The organism is Porphyrobacter sp. HT-58-2 (assembly GCF_002952215.1).
GTDB lineage: Bacteria > Pseudomonadota > Alphaproteobacteria > Sphingomonadales > Sphingomonadaceae > Erythrobacter.
The window spans coordinates 909,793-933,646 of sequence record NZ_CP022600.1 but is presented as its reverse complement, the minus strand read 5'-3'; the positions used below and the strand labels follow the sequence as shown (position 1 = coordinate 933,646).

The window sequence follows — 23,854 nt, the reverse complement described above, 5'->3', positions numbered from 1 at the left end:
ACAAGAAAGGACGGAAACCTTCTCATGACCGCAATCGGCCAGGATTCGCTCGGCACCCGCCAGACCCTCAATGTGGGCGGCAAGGAATACGCCTATTATTCGCTCGCGAAAGCCGCTGAGCAGCTCGGTGACATCAGCAAGCTGCCGATCTCGATGAAGGTGCTGCTGGAAAACCTGCTGCGCTTCGAAGACGGCGGCTTCACCGTCGCGCGCGAGCACATTCAGGCGGTGGTCGACTGGCAGAACAACCCCACCACCGGCGAGGAAATCCAGTACCGTCCGGCGCGCGTTCTCCTCCAGGATTTCACCGGCGTGCCCTGCGTGGTCGACCTGGCCGCGATGCGCGATGCGATCAAGAAGCTCGGCGGCGACACCGCCAAGATCAACCCGTTGGTGCCGGTCAACCTCGTGATCGATCACTCGGTGATGGTCGATGAATTCGGCCACCCCAAGGCGATGGAAGCCAACATGGCGCTCGAATATGAGCGCAATGCAGAACGTTACGACTTCCTCAAGTGGGGCTCCAAGAGCTTCAAGAACTTCTCCGCCGTGCCCCCGGGCACCGGCATCTGCCACCAGGTCAACCTTGAGCACATCGCGCAGGCGGTGTGGTCTTCGGAAGGCCCGGACGGCGTGATGGTTGCCTATCCCGACACCTGCGTCGGCACCGATAGCCACACCACCATGATCAACGGCCTCGGCGTGCTCGGCTGGGGCGTGGGCGGGATCGAGGCGGAGGCCGCGATGCTCGGCCAGCCGGTCTCGATGCTGATCCCCGAAGTGGTCGGCTTCTACCTCGAAGGCGCGATGGCCGAAGGCGTGACCGCAACCGACCTCGTGCTGACCTGCGTACAGATGCTGCGCGAGGTTGGCGTGGTGGGCCGCTTCGTCGAGTTCTACGGCCCGGGCGTTGCCAACCTCACCCTCGCCGACCGCGCCACCATCGCCAACATGGCCCCCGAATATGGCGCGACCTGCGGCTTCTTCGGGATCGACGACAAGACCATCGAATATCTGCGCCTGACCGGCCGCAGCGAGGAGACCATCGCCTTGGTCGAAGCCTATGCCAAGGCGCAGGGCATGTGGTTCGATCCGGCCAACGTGCCGGTCTTCACCAAGACCCTCAGCCTCGACATGGCCGCTGTCGTCCCCAGCCTCGCCGGCCCCAAGCGCCCGCAGGACAAGGTGATCCTCCCCGAGGTGGACGAGCTGTTCAACGGCGACCTGTCGAAGGTCTATGGCAAGGCCGCCCCGGCGCGCGTGGGCGTCGAAGGCAAGGATCACGACATCGGCGACGGTGACGTGGTGATTGCTGCGATCACGTCCTGCACCAACACCTCGAACCCCGATGTGCTGATCGCCGCCGGTCTGGTCGCCAAGAAGGCCAACGAGAAGGGCCTGAAGCCCAAGCCGTGGGTCAAGACCTCGCTCGCGCCGGGATCGCAGGTGGTGACCGACTACCTCGTGAAGTCCGGCCTGCAGGAGCACCTCGATGCCGTGGGCTTCGACCTTGTCGGCTATGGCTGCACCACCTGCATCGGCAACTCCGGCCCGCTGGCCGCGCCCATCAGCGCCGCGATCAACGGCAATGACATCGTCGCTGCCTCGGTGCTGTCGGGCAACCGCAATTTCGAAGGCCGCGTCTCGCCCGACGTGCGCGCCAACTTCCTCGCCTCGCCGCCGCTGGTGGTGGCCTATGCGCTGAAGGGCACGGTCACCGAAGACATCTCCACCACGCCGATCGGGCAGGACCAGAACGGCAATGACGTGATGCTGGCCGACCTGTGGCCCTCGAACGCCGAGATTGCCGAGCACCGCGCCGCCAATATCGACCGCTCGATGTTCGAAAGCCGCTATGCCAACGTCTATGACGGTGACGAGCACTGGCAGGCGATCACGGTCGAGCCCTCGGACACCTACCAGTGGCGCGCGGGCAGCACCTATGTCGCCAACCCGCCCTATTTCGAGGGCATGACCATGACGCCGGCGCCGGTGACCGACATCATCGACGCCAAGCCGCTGGCGATCCTCGGCGATTCGGTCACCACCGACCACATCTCGCCGGCCGGTTCGATCAAGGAAGACTCACCCGCGGGCAAGTTCCTGATGAGTAATCAGGTCACCAAGAAGGACTTCAACTCCTACGGCTCGCGCCGCGGCCACCACGAAGTGATGATGCGCGGCACCTTCGCCAATATCCGCATCAAGAACGAGATGGTCCCGGGCGTCGAAGGCGGCTTTTCGACCTTCGGCGGCGAGACCATGCCGATCTACGACGCCGCCATGAAGCACAAGGAAGCTGGCACCCCGCTGGTGGTGATCGGCGGCAAGGAATACGGCACCGGCTCGTCGCGCGACTGGGCGGCCAAGGGCACAATCCTGCTGGGTGTGCGCATGGTGATCGTCGAGAGCTTCGAGCGCATCCACCGCTCGAACCTCGTGGGCATGGGCGTGCTGCCGCTCCAGTTCAAGGATGGCGATACCCGCCAGACCCTCGGTCTTACGGCGACCGACACCTTCTCGATCCGCGGCCTCGCTGACCTGACCCCGGGTCAGGACGTCACGGTCGAAGTTACCCGCGAGGACGGCACCCAGTTCAGCTTCACCGCGCTGTGCCGCATCGATACCGCGAACGAGATGGAATATTACCGTCACGGCGGGATTCTCCATTACGTCCTGCGCAAGCTTGCGGCATAAGGGCCTGCATGACACCAACGCGCCTGTCCTTGCTCCTGCTGCCTCTCCCGCTGCTGGTTGCGGCGTGCGGAGGCGATGCGAGCAAGGCAGGTGAGCGGAACAAGGCACCGGCCTCGGCACCGTTCGGCTTCGAACTGGCGATGGCGGGTGCGGCGGATGCGGCGGATGATGCAGCTGTGCCGCTGCCAGAAGCCTCACCTCTGGTTGGCATTTCGCCGGAAGAGCTCGCGGCCCGGATCAAGGCGGGCAATGTCCGCCTGATCGACGTGCGCACCGACGAGGAAGTGGCCGAGGGCGTGATCCCCGGCGCGGAGCACATCCCGCTCGACCGCTTCGACCCTGCACAACTCGATCTGTCAGATGGGCGCGAGGTTGTCCTCTACTGCCGGTCGGGCAAGAGATCGGGGATGGCGGGCGAAAAGCTGGCGGCGGTGACGGGCAAGCCGGTCGAGCATCTCGATGGCGGGATGCTCGCCTGGCAAGAGGCTGGCCAGCCGGTCACCAAGCAACCCTGAACTCTGCCCCGACAGGCAAAGCAAAAGGGGCGGTCCGCTGAACGGGCCGCCCCTTTGCTTTTGGCGAAAGATTATGTCTCAGCCGAAGATCTTGCGGCGTCCGAGGATCGCAGCGGCGGCGAGGCCGAACAGAACCGTCATCGGCGGCGCAGGCACTTCGTGACCGCCCGAGGACGAGGAACTGCTGCTGCTCGAAGAAGACGACGAGCCCGAAGAAGACGATGAGCTGCTGCTGGACGAGCTCGATCCCGAAGAACCGCTGCTTCCTGAAGTAGACGAGCCGCTGCTGCTCGACGAGGAGGACGAAGACGACGAAGACGACGAGCTGCTGGTGCTGCTTGTCATGTCGCCTGAGGTGCTGCCTCCACTGGTCGCCCCGCCCGAGGACGAGGAGGACGAACTGCTGCTGCTTGACGAGGACGATGAACCGGAAGAACCACCCGAGCTACCACCCGACGAGGACGATGAACTGGACGACGACGAGCTCGACGATGAGGAACCCGAACCACCCGAAGTGGTGCCGGGCTTGCCGCTGCTGCCGCCCGATGAAGACGACGAACTGGACGACGACGAGCTCGAAGATGACGACGAGGAGGACGATGATGAGCCCGAGCTTGAGACTGCCCCGGTCGACGAACTGACATTGCCCGAGGAACTCGAGACATTGCCCGACGAGCTCGACACGTTGCCCGATGAACTCGAGACATTCCCTGAAGAGCTCGAAACATTCCCTGAAGAGCTCGAAACATTGCCCGAGGAACTCGATACATTACCCGACGAGCTGGAAACACCGCCCGTCGAACTCGACACCGCCCCGGTCGAAGACGACACGTTGCCGGACGAGGACACGGCCCCGGTCGACGACGAAACATTACCCGAGGACGACACCGCCCCGGTCGAGGACGAGACATTGCCCGAGGAGCTGGTGCTCGACACTGCGCCGGTGCTGCTCGACACCTGACCGGTCGAGGTCGACGTCGAAACCTGACCCGTCGACGAGCTGATCTGGCCCGACGACGAAGTGGTGGACGTCGAATTGTCGATATCGATGTCGATAACGATGCCGCTGCTGCCACCGCTGGTGCTGCTGCTGCTTGTCGTGCCCGGATCGCCGCCACCAGTGGTTGTGGTGCTCACCACCGAAACATCGCCGGAGGACGAACCGCCGCCGCCGAAGAAGCCGCCAAAGAAGCCGCCACCGCCAAAACCGAGGCCGCCGCCGAAACCGCCGCCCCAGCCACCACCCCAGCCGCCGCCAGGGCCACCACCGCCTGAAATCGGCGGAAGCGGAGGCAGCGGTGCGGGCATATAGGCAACCTGCGCGATGGGCGGGCATTCAGCCGGATCGAAATAGGCCTGCACCGCACCTGCCGGCATGCTGGCAGCACCGGCTGCGCCCGGACCGACCGGCTGGCATTCGATCGTCCGCTCGACGATGCGGCGACGACGCTCCTCCGGCATGGGGATCACGCGATCGCGATCCTGCTTGATATAGCGGGCGCCTGTCACCGGATCGACCTGCACCAGCTTCTTGTCGATGTTGGTCGAGTAATCCGGCGCAGCAGTGTTCATCGGCTCGGCCATGCGCACAGCGCCGCCTTGCAACAATGCGACACCCGCAGCAGCGGCGGAAAGCTTCGCGATGGCCAGTTTGAGCGACATGGTCGTTACCCTGCTTGTGTGGCAGGAGCGGCGGGACAGCCGCAACTCCTCCAAATCCAGCCTTCTTTTGATGTCAGAAGGCGCCAAGGGGCAATTGGGTTAACTATCCAAGCGGTCATCAGCCCGCCGGAATCGCCATGAAATCGCGGGATTTCCGCTTGGCTGTCCCGAACTGGCACCGAAAACCACAGCGAGGTTAGGCAAAAGGTTAACCCGCACCAGCCCGCAAGGACCCGTCTCAGTCTTCGAACAACCCAGCCTGAGGCGGGGGTGATTCTCTGGGCGGCGTCATTTCAAGGTGCATCCAGCCTGCATCGTTCAGCACCCGCCCCCGTGCGGTGCGGGCGACAAGGCCGAGCTGGATCAGGTAGGGCTCGACCACCTCCTCGACCGTGTCGCGCGGCTCGGCGAGGCCTGCGGCGAGCGTCTCGATCCCGACGGGGCCGCCCTTGTAGGTGGTGGCGATCATGGTGAGATAGCGGCGGTCCATCAGATCAAGGCCCAGCCGGTCGATCTCCAGCCGGGTCAGCGCCTCGTCCGCCACCGCGCGGGTGACGGTGGCGCTGCCTGCGACATCCGCAAAATCGCGCACACGGCGGAGCAGCCGTCCGGCGACACGGGGCGTCCCGCGCGAGCGGCGGGCGATTTCGTGCGCGCCGTCGGGCGCGATGGCGAGACCCATGAGGCCCGCGGCGCGGGTCACGACGCGCTCCAGCTCCTCATGGGTGTAGAAATTGAGGCGCACCGGAATGCCGAAGCGGTCGCGCAAGGGCGTGGTCAGCAGGCCCTGCCGGGTGGTCGCGCCGATCAGGGTGAAGGGCGGCAGGTCGATCCGCACCGAACGCGCGCTCGGCCCCTCGCCGATGATGAGATCGAGCGCGCGGTCCTCCATCGCGGGATAGAGCACTTCTTCCACGACAGGCGAGAGGCGGTGGATCTCGTCGATGAACAGCACGTCATGCGGTTCGAGATTGGTGAGCAACGCGGCCAGATCGCCCGCCTTGGCAATCACCGGGCCGCTGGTGGCACGGAAGCCGACGCCCAACTCGCCCGCGATGATCTGCGCCAGCGTGGTCTTGCCGAGGCCGGGAGGCCCGAAGAACAAGGTATGGTCCATCGCCTCCCCCCGCGCGCGCGCGGCCGCGATGAAGACGGCAAGGTTGCCCTTTGCGGCTTCCTGCCCGACGAACTCGGCGAGCCTGCGCGGGCGCAGGGCCGCGTCGGGATCGCCCGGTTGGCGGGTGCCTGAATGGATTGGCGCGTGGAGGGGGGTGGGGCCTGTCAAAACGGGTTCACCGTAAAGCCGCTCTGTTGCAGCAGCGCGTGCGCGGTCATCGCCGACAGCGCCATTTCCACGCCGGGGATCAGATCCTCGGGCTTGATGCCGTACGCCGCCGCGCTCTGGCCGCACAGGATGAAGCGCACGTCTTCCTCCAGCAGCGCCGCCACCAGCTTGCCGGATGGGTTATCACCCCCGCGCGCAGCTCCATTGGCGGCGTGGGCTTCATCGGTCAGCAGTTCGAGTGCGGCCTTGCCGTGGACCACCACCACCAGCCGGATATTCTCCTGCGGCACCCCGTGGGCAACGTGCATATTGAGGAAGCGCGCGGCGCTGTCGAAGCCGCGATTCACGCCGCCTTCGGCGGCAGGGGTGGAAACGTCGAAGGCGATGGCGAATTCGGTATCGGAGGGTAGCTGCTCCACCCCCGGCACCGGGGCATGGGAACCGAATTCGGCCAGCACCGGGCCGGGCTTGAACGCGCTCATGTCCTGCGCGGCGAGCGGGGTGGCGGCAAGCGCCAGAGCGGCGGTGATGGCGATACGCATGGGTTCTCTCCTGTCCTGACTGTGTTCTAACCCGCCGCCTTCTTCAGCGCGACCCGGATGAGATCACCCTCGCTCGCGCCCTCGCCCAGTTCCTCTAGCGCCCGCGCCACGGCCTGTGCGGCCACCGCAGGCTTGAACCCGAGGTTCTCCAAGGCACTCGCCGCGTCCGCGCCCTTGCTGCCGGCAGGAGCCGCCGCCGCGCTCGGCGCAAACCCGCCCGAGCCGCCCGGCATCGCGCCCGCCTTGTCCTTCAGCTCGTTGACGATCCGGCCCGCCAGCTTCGGCCCCACGCCCTGCGCGCGCGCCACCATCGCCGCGTCGCCGCGCCCGCAGGCGTCGCGAAGTTCGCCGGTCGAGAGGGCGGAGAGGATCGCGAGGCCTACCTTGCTCCCCACGCCCTGCACGCCGGTCAGCACGCGGAACCAGTCGCGCTCGGCCTGCTCGGCGAACCCCAGCAGGCGCATGTCGTTCTCGCTCACCTGCAATTCGGTGTGGACGGTGCAGGCCTCCCCCAACTCGCCCAAGGCGGCGAGGGTGCGGCTGGAGCAGTGGACGAGGTAGCCCACCCCGCCGACATCGACGATGGCCCAGTCCTCGCCGGTCGCGTCCAGTCTGCCTGAGAGTTTTGCGATCATGAGTCTTTGTCGCGCTACCGCTTCGCTACTTGAGCGCAAAGTTCCTGACCTAATCACGCTCGCTTGGCTAGTGTTCTCCCGCACAAATCCCCGTTCGCATCGAGCGAAGTCGAGATGCATCAGTCAAGGTGTCTCGACTGCGCTCGACACGAACGGCACTTTGAGTAATGGAGCCAGCATGAGCTGGAACACCTTCGGGCGCGTGCTGCGCTTTACAACCTGGGGAGAGAGCCACGGGCCTGCATTGGGCGCGGTCGTTGACGGGTGCCCGCCGGGGCTGACGATCTCCGAGGACTTCATCCAGCCCTTCCTCGATGCCCGCAAGCCGGGGACGAGCCGCTTCACCACCCAGCGCCGCGAGGATGATCTGGTGCGCATCCTCTCGGGCGTGTTCGAGGGCAAGACCACCGGCACGCCGATCAGCCTGATGATCGAGAACACCGATCAGCGCTCGAAGGACTACTCGCAGATCGCCCAGCAATACCGCCCGGGCCATGCCGATTACGCCTATGACGCCAAATACGGCATCCGCGACTATCGCGGCGGCGGCAGGTCGTCGGCACGCGAGACGGCGGCGCGGGTGGCGGCGGGCGCGGTGGCGCGGCTGGTGATCCCCGAAGTCACCATCACCGCCTATGTCTGCGAGCTGGGCGGTGACCGGATCGACCCGGCCAACATCGACTATGCTGAGATCGCCAAGAACCCCTTCTTCTGCCCTGACGCCGCTGCGGCCAAGCGCTGGGAAGAAAAGGTCGATGCGGCACGCAAGGCCGGTTCCTCGCTCGGCGCGATCGTCGAATGCGTCGCCGAGGGCGTCCCCGCAGGCTGGGGCGCGCCGATCTATGCCAAGCTCGACAGTGACCTCGCCGCCGCGATGATGAGCATCAACGCGGTCAAGGGCGTCGAGATCGGCGACGGTTTCGAAGCCGCACGCCTTAGCGGCGAAGAAAACGCCGACCGGATGCGACCGGGACCGGATGGCAAGCCGGTTTACCTCGCCAACCACGCGGGCGGCACGGCGGGCGGCATTTCGAACGGGCAGCCGGTGGTGTGCCGGGTGGCGTTCAAGCCGACGTCTTCGATCCTCACCCCGGTGGAATCGATCAACGCGGCCGGAGAGGCGGTCGAGGTGGTCACCAAGGGCCGCCACGATCCCTGCGTCGGCATTCGCGGCACGCCGGTGGTCGAGGCAATGATGGCGCTGGTGCTGGCGGACCACAAGCTGCTGCACCGCGCTCAAGTAGCGCAAGCGTAGCGCGGCAAGAACGCGCTCAAGTAGCGCAAGCGTAGCGCGGCAAAAACACGCTCAAGTAGCGTAAGCGTAGCGCAGCAAGGACGCGCTCAAGTAGCGTAAGCGGTAGCGCAACAAGAACGCGGGCAGATTGGGTCAGCGAAAGCCCCCTATTCGGCAAAGCGCTTGACAAAGTTGACACCGTGTCAACTTGTGACCTATGCACTTTTCATATTAATTACAGGTTCTTATAACCACTCTGCGCAAGTTGACGGACAGGGGACGCGGGCCTTTTCTCACGCCTTGGAGAGCAAACGGCCTCGCAGGCCGGACACAACGATAGGAAAGAGCCGGCTGCCACGATATCAGCGGTGTGCGACGTAGGAAACGGCGAGGGGTGAAGGTCCGCTTTCGAGGGAGCTGCGCAAAAAGCTGCCCTTCAGGTTCCGACCCCATTCTGGTCGCTGTGTTTTTGATCCGACTAAGGAGACCGGTCTCGTATTGCGTCTAAGCTAAAAACGTGAAACGAAACAAAGCTTCATTTGGAGCTTGTCGCAATGGTGTGGGCAAGAGCGAATTGCACGAAGGCCTGTTGGGCCATCGCTTCGTTTATGGCAGTGACGGCGCAAGCCGTTGCTGCGCAAGATGACGCCCTTAGCCTCGACCTCGATGAACCTATAGAGGTCGAGGTTAAGGGCGAGCTGCTGGAAATCGCGCTCCATACGGGAGCGATTGACTTCTTTAACCTGCTCCCGGAAACGGCTGCCCGTTTGGAGATCAAGCCAGCCTTCCCGATGGGAAAGTCGAATATCAAGATCGGTAAAACCAAAGTGCTGACCGGACGCAACCGGTCGATCAAGTTTACCGTTGAAGGCATGCCGCACAAGGCGCGCGTTTCTTGGTTTGAGGGCGTGTCTGGTATAGAGGGTCATGGCAGCGTCGGTCCTTGGGCCCTTCCCCATGATCGTGTCGCGATACGGCTCGGCGGGGCATTGGCCACACCGTATAGTTTTCCTTTGTTTGGCAGGATCGATACGCAGAGCTTCACCCGATTTACCCATGATGGTGGGTCGATGGGACTTCTCTTTGCGGTCGAAAATACAGGCTCCTATCCCATTGCCTCTGCCGCCGCCGGTGCAGCGATTGCCAAGGCTTATGATGGTGTGGCTACTGACGAAGTCTGGGAAGAGCCCATCTTTTTCGGAGTCCAACGGCCGGTGAGGCTTGTTCGTCTTGGTCGCCCGCTGGTTATCGGGCCGTTCAGTTTCGATGCCATTGCCGTGCGCGTTCGCGATCGGCTTGATGGGTTGGGCGCAGGCGACAGGCTTCCCGAACCGGCTTCAGCCGATGACGACCCATCGGAAATCGTCGTGACCGCTCCGGACAACAAGGGCCCAAATCCGATATTCTCGTTCGAAATTGGTCGCACCGCTCTAGAGCAGTGCAGCATGATTGAATACATCAAGAGCGCGCAGGAAATCCGCCTCAGCTGTTAGCGTCGGCGTACATGCGTGCTTGCTGAGGGCGCTTGTGTCAGTTCGGGGTGGCGGCTCGAAAGCCGCGCGGTGCCGATTGCAATTTCGGTCTCACTGCCCGCGCCGGGGATGTCATTACGCGAAAGCTGATCACCGGGCAGCATTGAATAAAACCCGCCATTCGCCAATCCACCCAGTTTCGGCCATAGCGAAATCCGGCGGCAACCCCGAAAAGCAGACCAACCGCTGTGCCCGTGTCCTCGGAGCTTGCACGGGCGCCGCATGAGCCTGACCGCCAAATCCGATCGGTTCCCACGCCGCTGATTGAAAAAAGCGATTTTCGCAATCGCACAAATCAACTTTTGTGCATCGCAATAATCCCTATTTGGGCATCGTCAGATCAACCCTCTCTCAACCACCCAACCAAAGGACAAACTCCCATGGGTATCATCGGTTCGACCATCCAGCCGTTCACCGCCACCGCCTTCCAGAAGGGCAAGGACTTCTTCACCGTCACCGACGCGGATCTCGCTGGCAAGTGGTCGGTGTTCTTCTTCTACCCGGCCGACTTCACTTTCGTGTGCCCGACCGAGCTGGAAGACATGGGCGAAAAGTACGCCACGCTCCAGGCGATGGGCGTCGAAGTCTATGCCGTCTCGACCGACACGCATTTCAGCCACAAGGCGTGGAGCGACACCTCGGACAAGATCGGCAAGCTGACCTTCCCGTTCCTGGGCGACCAGAACCACGTGCTGTCGAACAACTTCGGCGTGCTGCGTGAAGGCGTGGGCCTTGCCGACCGTGCGACCTTCGTGGTCGATCCGGACGGCGTGATCCAGATCATGGAAATCACTTGCGAAGGCGTAGGCCGCAATGCCAACGAACTGACCCGCAAGATCAAGGCCGCGCAGTACGTGCGCGCCAACCCCGGTCAGGTCTGCCCGGCGGCGTGGGAAGAAGGCAGCGACACGCTGGCTCCTTCGCTCGACCTCGTCGGCAAGATCTGACCTGACCCGACAAGACCGGCCCGCGCAGGACCTACCCCCCCTGGACTTGCGCTGGTCGTAAAAGCCCGAGAGCCTTTCAAAGAGCCCTCGGGTCGTAGCCGGGGCCGGATGTCACCACCCCTCCCCCCCATTTGGGGTGAAGGCGTCCGGCCTCGTGTTGCCCACCCACGGATCGCATCAATTTGACCCGCGCGGCCTCTCTGCCCGCGCCCGGAGGATTCCCATGCTCGATGCTGCCATGCAGGCCCAGCTCAAGACCTATCTCGGCAATCTGCGTGAAGGCGTGGAACTTGTCGCCTCGCTCGGCGAATGCGAGAAGTCACGCCAGACGCGCGCGCTGATCGAACAGATCGCGTCGCTGCACGATCTCGTGACCGCACGCTTCGACGGCACCGATGATCGCAAGCCGAGCTTCGTCATCCGCCGGGAGAGTGACGCGGAAAAGTGGGTGCGGTTCGCGGGGCTCCCGATGGGCCACGAATTCACCTCACTGGTGCTCGCGCTGCTGTGGGCTGGCGGACACCCGCCCAAGGTTGACGCCGACCTGATCGAACAGGTGCGCGCGCTTGAGGGCGATTATCACTTCGAGATGTTCTTCTCGCTGTCGTGCCACAACTGCCCCGACGTGGTGCAGGCGCTGACCCTGATGGCGCTCGAAAACCCGCGCATCACCGCCACGTTGATCGAAGGCGGCACCTTCCAGAGCGAAGTCGAGGCGCGCGACATCATGGCCGTGCCGGCGACCTTCCTGAATGGCGAGCCGTTCTACAACGGCAAGATGGAACTGGCCGAGATCCTCAGCCGTCTCGACAAGAATGCCGACGCCAAGCAGGCCGAAAAGCTCGCCGCCAAGGCGCCGTTCGAGGTGCTGGTGGTGGGCGGCGGCCCCGCGGGCGCGGCGGCGGCGGTCTACACCGCGCGCAAGGGCTTCAGCACGGGCATCGCGGCGGAACGCTTCGGCGGGCAGCTGATGGACACGCTCGGGATCGAGAACCTGCCCGGCACGACCTACACCGAAGGGCCGAAGCTGACCGACAGCCTGAAGGCGCACGTCGGCGAATATGACATCGACCTGATGGACTTGGCCCGCGCGGTCGAACTCAAGCCGGCCAAGGAAATCGGCGGCTATCACGAGGTCGTGATGGCCAACGGCGCTTCGTTACGCGCCCGGTCACTGATCCTTTCCACCGGCGCGCGCTGGCGCAATCTCGGCGTGCCGGGCGAGGCGGAGTATCGCAACAAGGGCGTGGCCTATTGCCCGCACTGCGACGGCCCGCTGTTCAAGGGCAAGCGCATCGCGGTGATCGGCGGCGGCAATTCCGGGGTCGAGGCAGCGATCGACCTTGCCGGGATTGTCGGCCACGTCACCCTGATCGAGTTCGACGTGAAGCTGCGCGCCGACGAAGTGCTCCAGCGCAAGTTGCGCTCTATGCCCAATGTCGAGATCATCACCAACGGCCAGACCACGGAGATCCTCGGCGAAAACGGCAAGGTCAGCGGGCTGGTGGTCAAGAACCGCGCCAATGGCGAGGAACGCCGCATCCAGCTCGAAGGCGTGTTCGTGCAGATCGGCTTGGTGCCGAACACCGAATGGCTGCGCGAGACCGGCCTCGAATTGTCGAAGTTCGGTGAGATCGTGATCGACGATCACGGTGCGACCAACCTGCCCGGCATCTATGCGGCAGGCGATTGCACCACCGTGCCGCACAAGCAGATCGTCGTCGCCATGGGCGAAGGCGCGAAGGCAGGCCTCGGCGCGTTCGACTTCCTGATCCGCAACGAACCGGTCGAGGACGTGGCGCAGGCGGCGTAAAGCGCTTCGTACCGCTTCAGCAAAGGGGGCGGGTTCTCATCGGAGAGCCCGCCCTTTTTTGTTCGTCATTGCGAGGAGCCGCATGCGACGAAGCAATCCATGGATTGCTTCGCTCCGCTCGCAATGACGAGGCTGATTAATCGCCCTGCTCAATCAATCCCTGCGCATTAATCGATTGGACGGGCCATCCTGAAAGCGTAATCTTCGTCTCATAGGCCTGTCCCTGCGGGGCGAGTCTGACACGATAACAGTCGAGAGGAGAAACGATCATGGATGCCAAGACCGGAGAAATAGGCGGCGGTTGTCCGTTCCACGGTTCCGCCGAAATGCGCAGCCTGCTGGGTCGCACCAACCGCGACTGGTGGCCCGAGGCCTTGCAGCTCGACATCCTCAAGGAAGGTGGCCGCAGCGCCAACCCCTATGGCGAGGATTTCGACTATGCCGAGGCGTTCAACGCGCTCGATTACAATGCCCTCAAGGCCGACCTCACCGCGCTGATGACCGACAGCCAGCCGTGGTGGCCGGCCGATTACGGCCACTATGGCCCGTTCTTCATCCGCATGGCCTGGCACGCCGCCGGCACCTATCGCACCGGTGACGGGCGCGGTGGGGCGGGCTCAGGTCAGCAGCGGTTTGCTCCGCTCAACAGCTGGCCCGACAACGGCAACCTCGACAAGGCCCGCCGGCTCCTTTGGCCGATCAAGCAGAAATACGGCAAGAACATCAGCTGGGCCGATCTGTTCATCCTCGCCGGAAACGTGGCGATTGAATCGATGGGCGGGCCGGTGTTCGGCTTCGGCGGTGGGCGCGCTGACGTCTACGAGCCGGAAAGCGTCTACTGGGGCACCGAAGAACAGTGGGTCAACGAAGGCGTTCCCACCCGCATCCGCCCCAAGGAAGGTGCGGCGCTCGACAACCCGCTCGCCGCGATCCAGATGGGCCTGATCTATGTCAACCCCGAAGGGCCGCAGGGCAACCCGCATGATCCCGAAGGCATGGCCCGCGACATGCGTGAAACCTTTGCCCGCATGGCGATGAACGACGAGGAAACCGTGGCGCTGACCGCTGGCGGCCATGCTTTCGGCAAGGCCCATGGCGCAGCCCCGGCTGACACCTTCGCAGGCGCTCCGGAAAGCGAGGAACTGCACCAGATGGGCTTCGGCTGGCTGGTCGACGAGGGTGAAATCGCCAGCGGCAACATCACCACTTCGGGCATCGAAGGCGCGTGGTCGAACAATCCGACCCAGTGGGGCGGCGACTACTTCCGCCTGCTGTTCAAGTATGACTACGAGTTGGTCAAGTCGCCTGCCGGTGCATGGCAATGGCAACCGATCGGCCAGACCGAGGAAGACATGGCCCCCGACGCGCGCGATCCGTCGAAGAAGGTGCCGACGATGATGACCACCGCCGACATGGCGCTGAAGCGCGATCCGGAATATCGCAAGATTTCCGAGAAGTTCCTGAACGATCAGGCGGCGCTGGATGATGCCTTCGCCCGCGCCTGGTTCAAGCTGTGCCACCGCGACATGGGACCGAAGATCCGCTACATGGGGCCGGAAGTCCCGGCGGAAGACCTGATCTGGCAGGATCCGGTGCCTCCCGGCCGTCCGGCGTCGGATGCCGAAGTCGCGCGCTTCAAGGCGGCGATCCTCGGCAGCGGGCTGACTGTCTCCGAACTGGTCAAGGCGGCCTGGGCCTCGGCCTCGACCTACCGCAATTCGGACCACCGTGGCGGTGCCAACGGCGCGCGCGTGCGGCTGGCGCCGCAAAGCGGCTGGGCGGCGAATGATCCGGAGGAACTCAGCCGTGTGCTGGGTGTGATCGAACAGCATCGCGGCGAGCTTTCGGTGGCCGATGCGATCGTGCTGGCAGGCTCGGCGGCGGTCGAGAAGGCGGCGAAGGATGCCGGCTTCGACGTGACCGTGCCGTTCATGGGCGGGCGCGGCGATGCCACCGACGAACACACCGACGCGGCAAGCTTCGAGCCGCTCGAACCCTTCGCCGATGGCTTCCGCAACTACCTCAAGACCAAGGCCGATGTCCGCACCGAGGAGATGCTGATCGACAAGGCGCATCTTCTCGGCCTGTCGATCCCGGAAATGACCGTGCTGGTCGGCGGGCTGCGCGTGCTGGGTGCCAATAGCGGCAACCGCAAGCACGGGGTGTTCACCGATCGCGTGGGCACGCTGACGCCGGACTTCTTCCGCAACCTCCTCGACATGAGCACCAAGTGGGCTCCGGTCGAAGGCTCGGGCGACGAGGAATATGTCGGCACCTGCCGCACCACCGGGGCGGAGAAATACCGCGCCACCCGCGCCGATCTGGTGTTTGGTTCCAACTCGATGCTGCGCGCCCAGGCCGAGGTCTATGCCGAAGGCGGGAACGAGGGCAAGTTCGTGTGCGACTTCATCTCGGCCTGGAACAAGGTGATGAACGCTGATCGCTTCGACGTGACCTGCGCCAAGTATCACTGAGGCGCTGGCTGACTGATTGAGAGAGGCCTCCGGTGGCGACACCGGGGGCCTTTTTGCGTGTCAGATCCAGCGCGCGTCGCGCAATTCGGCAACCTTGGCGCGGGCGACGGGTGCCTCGATCCCGCGCGGCAGGCACAGACGGATGTTGCGCCCATCGCGCAGGACATCCTCCACCGCGCCGCGCGCCACCCACCAGCTGCGATGCACCTGCATCCCCTCAAGCTCGCCCAGCAGCGCGACGGCATCGCGCATCCGCATCAGCACCAGCGCCGATCCCAGCGCGGTGTGGACACGGACATAGTGATCCTCCATCTCCAGCGCGATGATCGCGCTGCCGAGTGCGGGCGGGAGCTGGTCGAGCAGCGGGTTGGACGGCGCGGCAGGCGGTGCAGGCTCAGGCGCGAGGGAAGCCTGTGCTGGACGGGTGGCGCTGGCAGGCGGCACCGCCAGCGCGTCCGCGTCGGGCGAGCGTCCCGGCTTCAGCAGGTTGAACAGCAGCGTCACCCCGCCGCCGATCACCAGCACCGCCGAATAATGCGCCATCATCATCTCGAGCCCCGGCCACAGCACCGGATCGGGCATGCTGTCGAGCAGTTGCACGGCAAAGCTCATCGGCACGGTCGCGATCAGCACCGCAGCCACCCACAGCCCGGCGCGCGGCAGGGCCAGCCTGCGCTCGGCCCATGTCACCACCACACCCATCGGGCGATAGATCGCATAGCCGAGATAGGCGAAGGCCAGCCAGCTCAGCAGTCGCGGCGCAAGCGGCATGGCATCGCTGCCGAATGGCCCGATCAGGCCGAGAAACACCCCGATCACGCTCATCACCGCCAGATCGATCAGAATCTGGCGCAAGGGATGGGGCGTGAAAGGCTCTGCCGCTTGGCTCATGCAAGGCAAGTGCCCGTCCGTTCGCGCTTCGTAAAGTGGCAAAGCGCGGCATTTCGGGTCATTTCGCGAAGGATCCTCGCCATTTGCGCAGGCGCGATTGCCCGCGAGCGGCCCGGCGCCATCCTGATTTCAGCAACCGACACACCGCTGCACAGGAGACCCGCGATGAACGCCATCACCCTGCCTTTTGCCATCCGCCGCACCTCGGCCCGCACCACGGACCGCTTCGACATCGGCCCCGTGGCCCGCACCGCCGTCAGCCTCGCCTGCTTCACCATGAGCTTTGCCGTGCTGGTCGCGCTGGGCCGGGCGGGCCTCGGGATGGTCGAGAACCTGCATTACTACAACAAGCTGCCGATCATCATCCATGTCGCGACCGTGCTGCCCGCGATCCCGCTGGGCGGCTGGCTGCTGCTCGCAAGGAAGGGCACCGCGCTGCACAAGCGGCTCGGCAAGGTCTGGCTGGCGCTGATGCTGGTGACCGCCACCTCGGCGATCTTCATCCAGTCTTCGGGCGGCTACAGCTGGATCCACCTGTTCGTGCCGATCACCTTCCACGCTGCCTGGAAGGTCATCGCGACCGCCCGACGCGGTGATATCCGGGCGCACAAGCGGCATCTGGTGTTCACTTATCTGACCGCGCTGATGATCCCCGGCATTGCCGCCTTCCTCGTTCCCGGCCGGCTGATGAATGTCATGCTGCTGGGATGATGCGCCTCAAGCCGGCAGGGCGAGGTGCTTGGCCCCGAACACTGCCTGCCAGCTGGCGATTTCCTCGACCACGGCTTCATCAAGGGCATGGATCAGATCCGCCGCCGCGCCATAGGTCAACGCTGCGGGCGTGCCTGACAGCAGCAGTGTCATGCGGGCCTCGATCCCGGCAAGCCGTTCCGCCGCCACCCGCGAAATCGCAGCGAAGCGTTCGAAATCGCCGAAATAGCGGATGCCCGCAAGGTTCGCGCCGAGCGTGGGGAAGGCAACGCCGAGGAAGGTGAAGACCGGCGACAGGTCAGCCGCAAGGCTCTTGGGGATGATACCGGCCACGCCAGCGCCCTTGATCACCAGATAGGCCAACACCGAAGCGACCGCGAGAACGAAGCAGGTAGCTGCGGTGCGGTCGAGCCGGTGATGCACCGCTTCCAGCCGGTGTGCCTTGGCAGCGTGATAGGCGCGCTGCGCGGCAACATGGGGCAAGACGGCGGTGCGCAGCCCAGCACGCAGGTAGTCGCGGGTCACGCGCACTTGCGGCAGCCCGACATCGCGCAGCGCATGGCGGGCGAAATGTTCGGGCCACTCTGCCTCGCCCCCGCTCCCGCCCGGCCGTGGCCAGCGCCCGGTCGGGCGCGCCACGCCCAGCAGCAGCAGCGCCGGAGCATGGCGGAGGTATTCAGCCACGCGCCGCATCGCAAACCAGCGCCGGTGCCAGCCGCGCCGGGACCCTGCCATGGTCAGCGCCAGAATCCCGGCGAGCAGCAGCAGCTCGACCCCGGCAAAGGCCCATTTGAATTCGCTCAGACCCGTAGGCAGAAAAGCCAGACCGACGATCACCGCCAGCGCCGCCAGCACAAAGTTGACGCACATTCCGCTGCGATAGGCGTCGGCAAGGCGACTGGCGATCCCGTCGGCCCAGGCGAACATCGGCAGCACATCGCGGGCCAGCCGCGCGGCCACTGCGCCGTCACCGCCGGGCAACGCCTCGGCAGCAGCGATCACCCCGGCTCCGCTACCTGCGGCAATGGCCTCAGGCGCTTCGAATTCGAGCCGCAGCGAGGCAAAAGCCCCGCCCTCACCGCTGAACACACGCTCGATCCGGCGATAGAGCCCGAACCGGCGCGCGCTGCGCGGCCGCCATTGCTCGCGCGCCAGCTGCGCCGGGCTCCAGCCCTCGGCGACCACCGCCTGACGAATGATCGCCTCCAGCCGCGCCATGTCGGGGGCGGCTGTGTCCGCGCCTGTCCTCCTCAGGTGGCCAAGCTCTTCGGGGCGGGTCAGGATGTGCCAGGCATCGGGCCGGGCCGGGTCGATCAACAGCACTGGCGCGCCCATCGTCAGGGCGGCGGTGACAGTGTGGCCGGTGCCTCCCGGCAGGTTCGCCACCTTGCCGTCCCACACCGCGACCATCAGATCGGTGCGTTCGATCATCACCCTTCCGGCGAGCGCAACATTGTCCGAAGCAAGCGCATCAAAGGCGCGGGCGGCGACGCGGTCTTCGGGATCGGCAAGCGTGGCAAGCCACAAGGCTTCGACCTCGGCATCGCGGTGGGCAAGTTCGAACAGCTGCGCGCGGGCGGTGATCGCCCTGATCGCATCAGCCCGCGCAGTGACGGCGGGATCGGCAACCGGCCTGCTGGCCAGCAACGCCGCTGCATCGCCCGCGCTGGCAGGGTGTGCGTTGATCGCGGCGTTGAGATCGGCACCGAAGGGCAGCGGTACTGCCAGTTCCCAACCGCGCCCCAAGGCCAGTTCGGCGGCGACCTGATCAGTCCCATCGACCAGCAGCGAATGCAGCCGCACCGCACCGCGCGCGCCCGGCAGGCCTGCTGCAATCGTGTCAATCCGGGCGAACAGCGCCTCCAGCGCCGTCGCAATTGCCGCGGCATGGGCCGCAAACGAAGGGTTGGAAGCACGATGCCCGGTGATGCCGAGCGCCAGATGCGACTGCCAGCTGTCACGGATCGGGGCAGGCAGGCTCGCTGGCAGATCGGCAGGCATGGGCGCTTCGTCTCCCGCCCGCCGTCAGCGACAGGCTCTTGGGTGCTTAATCGCTAGTCATGTCGGCTTACAAGCACGAACCGCGCAAGGCCCGCCGGTTTGACGCTGATCGGGGAAAGAGGCATTATTACCGGGTATTGGGGGAGCGCGGCAATGCGCAGGCGTGGATCGAGGCTGGTGGAGTGGGTGCTGGCTCTGCTGGCCGTGGCAGCCACACCGGTTGCCGCGCAGGAGCCGCAGGGCGTGCCGACGGTGCGCAGTTATTCCAAGCCGATCGAACGATCAGTGCCGGTTTTACCTGACGACGCGCTCTTGAGCCGGCAGCAGGCCGAGGCCGACCGGGCCGAGGCCGAATGCGATGCCGGAATGGCAGCATCCTGCACGACACTCGGGATTGCTTACCAGAGCGGCGAAGGACGCCTGCTGGTGCGCCCGGTCGCCGAGGTGCTCTATCGCCAGGCCTGCGATGGCGGCGATGCCAATGGCTGCAACCTGCTCGGCCTGTTGATGCAAAGCGCCGATCCGCTTCCTGGTGACCTGACGGCTCCCAATGCCTTTGCCAAGGCGTGCGAGGGGGGCGTGCTGTCGGCGTGCGAACCCCATGCAGACAATCTCGCGAGAGGCGTGTTCGGAGCGCCCGAACCCAAGGCCGCCGAGATGGTGCGCTGGGTGGCCTGCGACGGCGGCATGCCGACAGCCTGTGTGGCTCTGGCCAAGCAGTTGATTGCCGCGCCGCGCGATCCCGGTGCGCTTGAGCGCGGGCGCCAGCTCCTGATTGCCACATGTCAGCAGGGCAATGTGCCAGCCTGCCACGCCGGGCTCGAATATTGGCGCGGCCTCGAAAGCGAACCGGGGCCGCAGACCCGTCAGTTCCAGAAACTGAGCTGCAATGCCGGTGATCTGGACGCCTGCATCGTGCTTGGCCGGGCGATCTTCCGCGGGGAATGGCACGACACCCCGAACCAAGACCGAGTGCAGGCTGGCCTGGCCTATTACGAGCGCGGTTGCCAGCAATGGCAAGGCGGCTGCATCAACTTCGAAGCGTTGCGCAACGAACCGCTGCTGGTCCGCGCGTGCGATGCCGGCGAGCGCGAAGCTTGCAGGGATGTGGGACTACTCTATGCCGAAAAGGATGGCCCGCGCGAGGATCCTGCGCGCGCCATCGTGCTGCTCGGGCCAGTGTGCGAGACTGCCTCGGATACCAACGAAACGCGCTGGATCTGCGGGGTGGTCGGCGATCTGATGGTATCGTCTGCGGACAGCGCCTCCGCCCCCGATCCTGGCGATGCCGACCGGATCGAGTACTATCTGTTCCGCTCCTGCACGGCCGATGGCTTCGAGGCCTGCCGCCAGCTTGCTGCGGTATTGGAACAGGGGCAGATCATGCCCGCCAACGTGCCGCGCGCCTATGCGCTATACGACATCGCCTGCAATGCCGGAGACCGTGAAGCCTGCAAGGTGCTGGCGGAGCGCATCCAGACCGATCCCGCCGCGCCGCTGACCGAAGACAGCGGTGGCTTTGATTATGCAGGGCTGTCCGATGGGCGTGACGAAATCCCCGAAATGCCCGAAGCTGACGGGCCGGAAACAGAAGAGGATGACCGCGCCCGGTCATGCCGGAACCATGTGGTGGAGTTCCGAGGCGTGTTCTATCGCGACAGGGTGTGCAAACCGCTCATGCGGGTGATCAGGGGCACTCCCGTCAAGGCGGGAACCGCGCCATGGGCCGCGCTGGTGTGGCGCCCCGATGTGATCAAGCGCCCGGGTGAGGACAATAACATCACCGTGCCAGCCAACCAGAAGGTGCTGTGCGGCGGTTCGGTGATCGCCACGGGCTGGGTGCTGACCGCAGCCCATTGCCTGATGGATCAGGGCGTGGCGGTCGGCGCGAACAGCGGCCACCTGATCCGGCTCGGGGTCAACAATCCCGCGAGCCGCCGGGAAGGGCATGAATACCGGATCCTCGAAACATTCCAGCACCCCGATTTTCTGGGTCGCCGACGCGACCGGGCGCTCGCCTTCGACATTGCGCTTATCAGATATGACACGAGAGCCGTACGAAGCGGCACGCTTGCGGGCGAACTGCGACGCATTACGCTGGACAGCGAGGGCGTCGACCAGCGCACCATCGCCGATGGGATGGAGGCGTTCGTGTTCGGTTGGGGGCGCACCAAGCCCGGCGTTGCCGGGGCACCGACCAGTCTGCTGCGCGGGCGGGTGGCGCTGCGTGATCGGAACAGCTGCTCTGCCATCACCGGCTTTGGCGGTGCGCGCGAAGATCTGGTGCTCTGTGCGCGCGAGACCGGCCGTCAGCAGGCCTGCAATGGCGACAGCGGCGGCCCTCTGATCCTGTCGGAAAATGTGATGCGCGCGCCTGTCCTGATCGGCGTGGTGAGCGGCGGGGTCAATTGCGGGCAGAACGGCAAGCCCAGCCGCTATACCCGGATCATGCATCCGCTGGTGCAGCTGTGGCTGCAGCGGGTGATGGGGCCAGCCTTTCCGGCACAGGCCTTCACCGGGCGAAGGTAATCCCTGCGCGGCAGACCCGGCCGTTTCGGGTCATCGCGCAGGGAAGCACCGTGTTGTTGTGAAATTTTCCGTCAGTCGAGAACGATCGGATTGCCGTTCTCGTCGACATCATCGGCATTGGCGGCTGCATCGTCGGTGGCAGCGGGCGCTTCTTCTTCGGCGACGGGCGCTTCTTCAGCGGCCGGCATCATTTCGGTTTCGGCGGCCTCGGCCGGTGCTTCTTCTTCCTTGGCGCCGCAGGCTGACAACGCCAGAGCGCCAGCCGCCACAACGGCGACAGTCACGATCTTCTTCATTGCTCGTACCCCTCATAAGCCCCCTATTGGGCGCTGAGGTGGTATCATGAGCCGATACGGGAAAGCAAACGCTGGAACGCAGGCTCGCCGCGCAGAGGATCGAGCAGCGGGTCATTGGGCGCCCACAGCAGGCCGGGATCGAGGACTTCCAGCGCCTCTTCCAGCAAGGCCAGCGCCGCTTCGGTCTCACCCCGCTGGGCGTGCACCTCGGCCCGCTGGTAACGGCGACCATCCCCATAGGCCACCAGTTTGGCGAGCGCCGCATCCGATCCTGCCGCATCGCCCTGCTGATGCGCAGCGATGGCCTTGACGGCAAGGGCATAGGCCTCGCCCACCTCGGCATCGGCCGATGCCGTGGCCGCTGCCGGATCGCCCTGCATCAGCTGCGCGATGGCAATGCCGAACTGCGCGCCCGACAGGCTCGGATTGAGCGCCAGCCCCTGCTTCATGCGCTCCACCACGCCGGCATAATCGCGCGCGAACAGCAGCACATAGCCTGCCGAACGGAACGCCCGGCCATTGAGCGGGTCAAGCTCCAGCACTTCATTGATCAGCCGCACCGCGCCCGCCGTATCCTTGCCATAGGCGAGGAAATTGGCGACCGCGCGCAGCACGTCGGCATCCCCCGGCGCAAGCTCACGCGAGGCATTGTAGTGCGTCGCAGCCTCGGCCGTGTTGAGCCAGCCGTTGTTGAGCACGAAGCCCAGCGCCAGATGCCCGCGCGACAGGCGCGGCTCGATGGCGATTGATCGCTTGGCCGCAGCCAGCGCCTCCTCGAACAGCTTGCGCGATTCGGCACTGTTGCTCGCGGTGTTGGCGACCGAGGCGAGCATCGATGATCGCATCGCATGGGCGGCGGCATAGTTCGGATCGGCGGCAATCGCGGCATCGAACTGTTCCACCGCCGCGCGGTTGGTGTCCTCCCCGGCGGAAAGATCATACAGCGCCATGCCGCGCAGGAAGGCTTCATAGGCGGCGACATTGCTGGTGCCGCCGATTTCCTGCTGCGCTGCCGCAGCGCGCTGGGCTTCGCTGGCGCTGGCGATTTCGGCCACCAGCGATACGGCGACGGTCTCGGCGATTTCCGATTGCACCGCGAACACATCCTCCAGCGCGCGGTCATAGGTTTCGGCCCAGCGCACCAGTCCGCCACTGATCTCGACCAGTTCGGCGCTGACCCGCACCCGCACCGCATCGCGCTGGACGCTGCCGCGCAGGATGTGGCCGACCCCGAGCTTGCGGCCGATGGCGAAATCATCCTCGCTCTCGATCGCGCTTGATGATGTCGGCGCCGCGACCTTGAGGCGCGGATTGCGGGCAAGCTTGGTGCGCAGTTCGCGTGAGAGGCCGTCGGAAAAATACTTCTTGTCAGGATCGCCGGTCTGATTGGCAAAGGGCAGCACCACCATCGAGATCGCCGCCGAGGCGGGAGAGCCCAGCAGGCCGAACTGCCAGGCGCCCGCAAGGCCCGCTGCGCCCGCCACGCCTGCGCCGCCGATCATCAGCGTCCGGCGCGACAGCGCAAGGCCGCCTTGGGACGAAGCCTGGGCAGGCGATGAAGCGTGGCTGGCAAGGGACTGACGCGAAACCGGTGACGCCGCGACGTCCACCCCCGTCCGCGCTTGCACCGCCACAAGGATGCGCTGTGCAAGATCGCTGCCCGCGGAGCCGTCCCACCCGCTGATGTCGAGCAATTGAAACTGCCGGAAGCCCAGTGGCGCCATCGTGCCGTCAATCGTCAGCGGCACAAGGCATCCGCGTTCGCGCCCGCGCTGGGCTTCGTCGCGCACCCAGTGCGAGGCCACCGAGGTTGCCGACCACAACACCACCACGCAATCGGCCCCTTCGAGCGCGGCTTCGGTGGTCTGGAGAAAGTTCTCGCCGCCCTCCAGCCGCCCGTCCCACCACACATCGAACCCGGCCCCTTCGAGCAGATCGATCACCGGCCGCGCACGCGCCAGATCGCCGCGCGAATAGCTCATGAACACCAGCGGGCGCGCGCCAATCGGGCTGTCATTGCCGCCTTGCACCAGTGTCTGCCCCCCTTTTGCTGCGGCCCGGCCGTGTCAGACAGTTACAGCGAAACCAGC

The 23,854-nt window shown here is 65.3% G+C and carries 18 protein-coding genes; 11 read left to right on the top strand and 7 right to left on the bottom strand.

Annotated features, from left to right (window positions below):
* Positions 1-24 precede the first annotated feature (24 nt).
* The 4 genes from acnA to CHX26_RS04510 all read left to right on the top strand — a co-directional run bounded on the left by acnA (position 25) and on the right by CHX26_RS04510 (position 4,977).
* On the top strand, positions 25-2,697 hold the full coding sequence (acnA, locus tag CHX26_RS04530; protein WP_104941351.1) for an aconitate hydratase AcnA: 2,673 nt from the start codon (positions 25-27) through the stop codon (positions 2,695-2,697).
* A gap of 8 nt (positions 2,698-2,705) precedes the next feature.
* Complete coding sequence (locus tag CHX26_RS04525; protein WP_104941350.1) at positions 2,706-3,212, top strand: rhodanese-like domain-containing protein; 507 nt, start codon at positions 2,706-2,708, stop codon at positions 3,210-3,212.
* Positions 3,213-3,543: 331 nt separating this feature from the next.
* On the top strand, positions 3,544-4,173 hold the full coding sequence (locus tag CHX26_RS16045; protein ID WP_146107652.1) for a hypothetical protein: 630 nt from the start codon (positions 3,544-3,546) through the stop codon (positions 4,171-4,173).
* 603 nt (positions 4,174-4,776) lie between these two features.
* Complete coding sequence (locus tag CHX26_RS04510) at positions 4,777-4,977, top strand: hypothetical protein (protein WP_104941347.1); 201 nt, start codon at positions 4,777-4,779, stop codon at positions 4,975-4,977.
* 135 nt (positions 4,978-5,112) lie between these two features.
* Here the strand turns inward: CHX26_RS04510 and ruvB are convergent, their stop codons facing one another.
* From ruvB to ruvA, 3 genes are read right to left on the bottom strand one after another with little or no spacing between them, the layout of a single operon-like run.
* Positions 5,113-6,159 (bottom strand): Holliday junction branch migration DNA helicase RuvB, encoded by a 1,047-nt coding sequence (gene ruvB, locus CHX26_RS04505; RefSeq protein ID WP_104941346.1) that lies wholly within the window; start codon positions 6,157-6,159, stop codon positions 5,113-5,115.
* Positions 6,156-6,701: a DsrE family protein gene (locus tag CHX26_RS04500; protein ID WP_104941345.1), complete on the bottom strand. Its 546-nt coding sequence runs from the start codon at positions 6,699-6,701 to the stop codon at positions 6,156-6,158. The genes ruvB and CHX26_RS04500 overlap by 4 nt, the downstream gene beginning before the upstream one ends.
* Before the next feature lie 26 nt (positions 6,702-6,727).
* The gene (ruvA, locus tag CHX26_RS04495) at positions 6,728-7,336 is read right to left on the bottom strand and encodes a Holliday junction branch migration protein RuvA (protein WP_104941344.1); all 609 of its coding nucleotides are present in this window, start codon (positions 7,334-7,336) and stop codon (positions 6,728-6,730) included.
* Between the two features lie 178 nt (positions 7,337-7,514).
* On the opposite strand from ruvA, the gene aroC reads away from it, so the two are divergent.
* The 5 genes from aroC to katG all read left to right on the top strand — a co-directional run bounded on the left by aroC (position 7,515) and on the right by katG (position 15,336).
* The gene (aroC, locus tag CHX26_RS04490; protein ID WP_104941343.1) at positions 7,515-8,591 is read left to right on the top strand and encodes a chorismate synthase; all 1,077 of its coding nucleotides are present in this window, start codon (positions 7,515-7,517) and stop codon (positions 8,589-8,591) included.
* A 587-nt stretch (positions 8,592-9,178) separates the two neighbouring features.
* The gene (locus CHX26_RS04485) at positions 9,179-10,063 is read left to right on the top strand and encodes a hypothetical protein (RefSeq protein WP_104941342.1); all 885 of its coding nucleotides are present in this window, start codon (positions 9,179-9,181) and stop codon (positions 10,061-10,063) included.
* Positions 10,064-10,482: 419 nt separating this feature from the next.
* A complete protein-coding gene (ahpC, locus tag CHX26_RS04480) occupies positions 10,483-11,049 on the top strand; it encodes an alkyl hydroperoxide reductase subunit C (protein ID WP_104941341.1) in 567 nt (188 codons plus the stop codon).
* Between the two features lie 223 nt (positions 11,050-11,272).
* Positions 11,273-12,862, top strand: coding sequence for an alkyl hydroperoxide reductase subunit F (gene ahpF, locus CHX26_RS04475; protein ID WP_104941340.1), 1,590 nt, complete (start codon positions 11,273-11,275; stop codon positions 12,860-12,862).
* A 269-nt stretch (positions 12,863-13,131) separates the two neighbouring features.
* The gene (gene katG, locus CHX26_RS04470; RefSeq protein WP_104941339.1) at positions 13,132-15,336 is read left to right on the top strand and encodes a catalase/peroxidase HPI; all 2,205 of its coding nucleotides are present in this window, start codon (positions 13,132-13,134) and stop codon (positions 15,334-15,336) included.
* 60 nt (positions 15,337-15,396) lie between these two features.
* On the opposite strand, the gene CHX26_RS04465 is transcribed toward katG, so the two are convergent.
* Positions 15,397-16,227 (bottom strand): LytTR family DNA-binding domain-containing protein, encoded by an 831-nt coding sequence (locus CHX26_RS04465; RefSeq protein WP_104941338.1) that lies wholly within the window; start codon positions 16,225-16,227, stop codon positions 15,397-15,399.
* Between the two features lie 165 nt (positions 16,228-16,392).
* Between CHX26_RS04465 and CHX26_RS04460 the strand changes: the two genes are divergently transcribed.
* Positions 16,393-16,938 (top strand): DUF2306 domain-containing protein, encoded by a 546-nt coding sequence (locus CHX26_RS04460; protein ID WP_104941337.1) that lies wholly within the window; start codon positions 16,393-16,395, stop codon positions 16,936-16,938.
* Positions 16,939-16,944: 6 nt separating this feature from the next.
* On the opposite strand, the gene CHX26_RS04455 is transcribed toward CHX26_RS04460, so the two are convergent.
* Entirely contained in the window at positions 16,945-18,939 is a 1,995-nt protein-coding gene (locus CHX26_RS04455) for a hypothetical protein (protein ID WP_104941336.1), read from the bottom strand.
* Positions 18,940-19,092: 153 nt separating this feature from the next.
* On the opposite strand from CHX26_RS04455, the gene CHX26_RS04450 reads away from it, so the two are divergent.
* Positions 19,093-21,468, top strand: coding sequence for a trypsin-like serine protease (locus CHX26_RS04450; RefSeq protein WP_104941335.1), 2,376 nt, complete (start codon positions 19,093-19,095; stop codon positions 21,466-21,468).
* Between the two features lie 71 nt (positions 21,469-21,539).
* On the opposite strand, the gene CHX26_RS04445 is transcribed toward CHX26_RS04450, so the two are convergent.
* Together CHX26_RS04445 and CHX26_RS04440 are read right to left on the bottom strand one after the other, a co-directional pair.
* Entirely contained in the window at positions 21,540-21,764 is a 225-nt protein-coding gene (locus tag CHX26_RS04445; protein ID WP_104941334.1) for a hypothetical protein, read from the bottom strand.
* Positions 21,765-21,808: 44 nt separating this feature from the next.
* A complete protein-coding gene (locus CHX26_RS04440) occupies positions 21,809-23,794 on the bottom strand; it encodes a TIR domain-containing protein (protein ID WP_104941333.1) in 1,986 nt (661 codons plus the stop codon).
* Positions 23,795-23,854 lie beyond the last annotated feature (60 nt).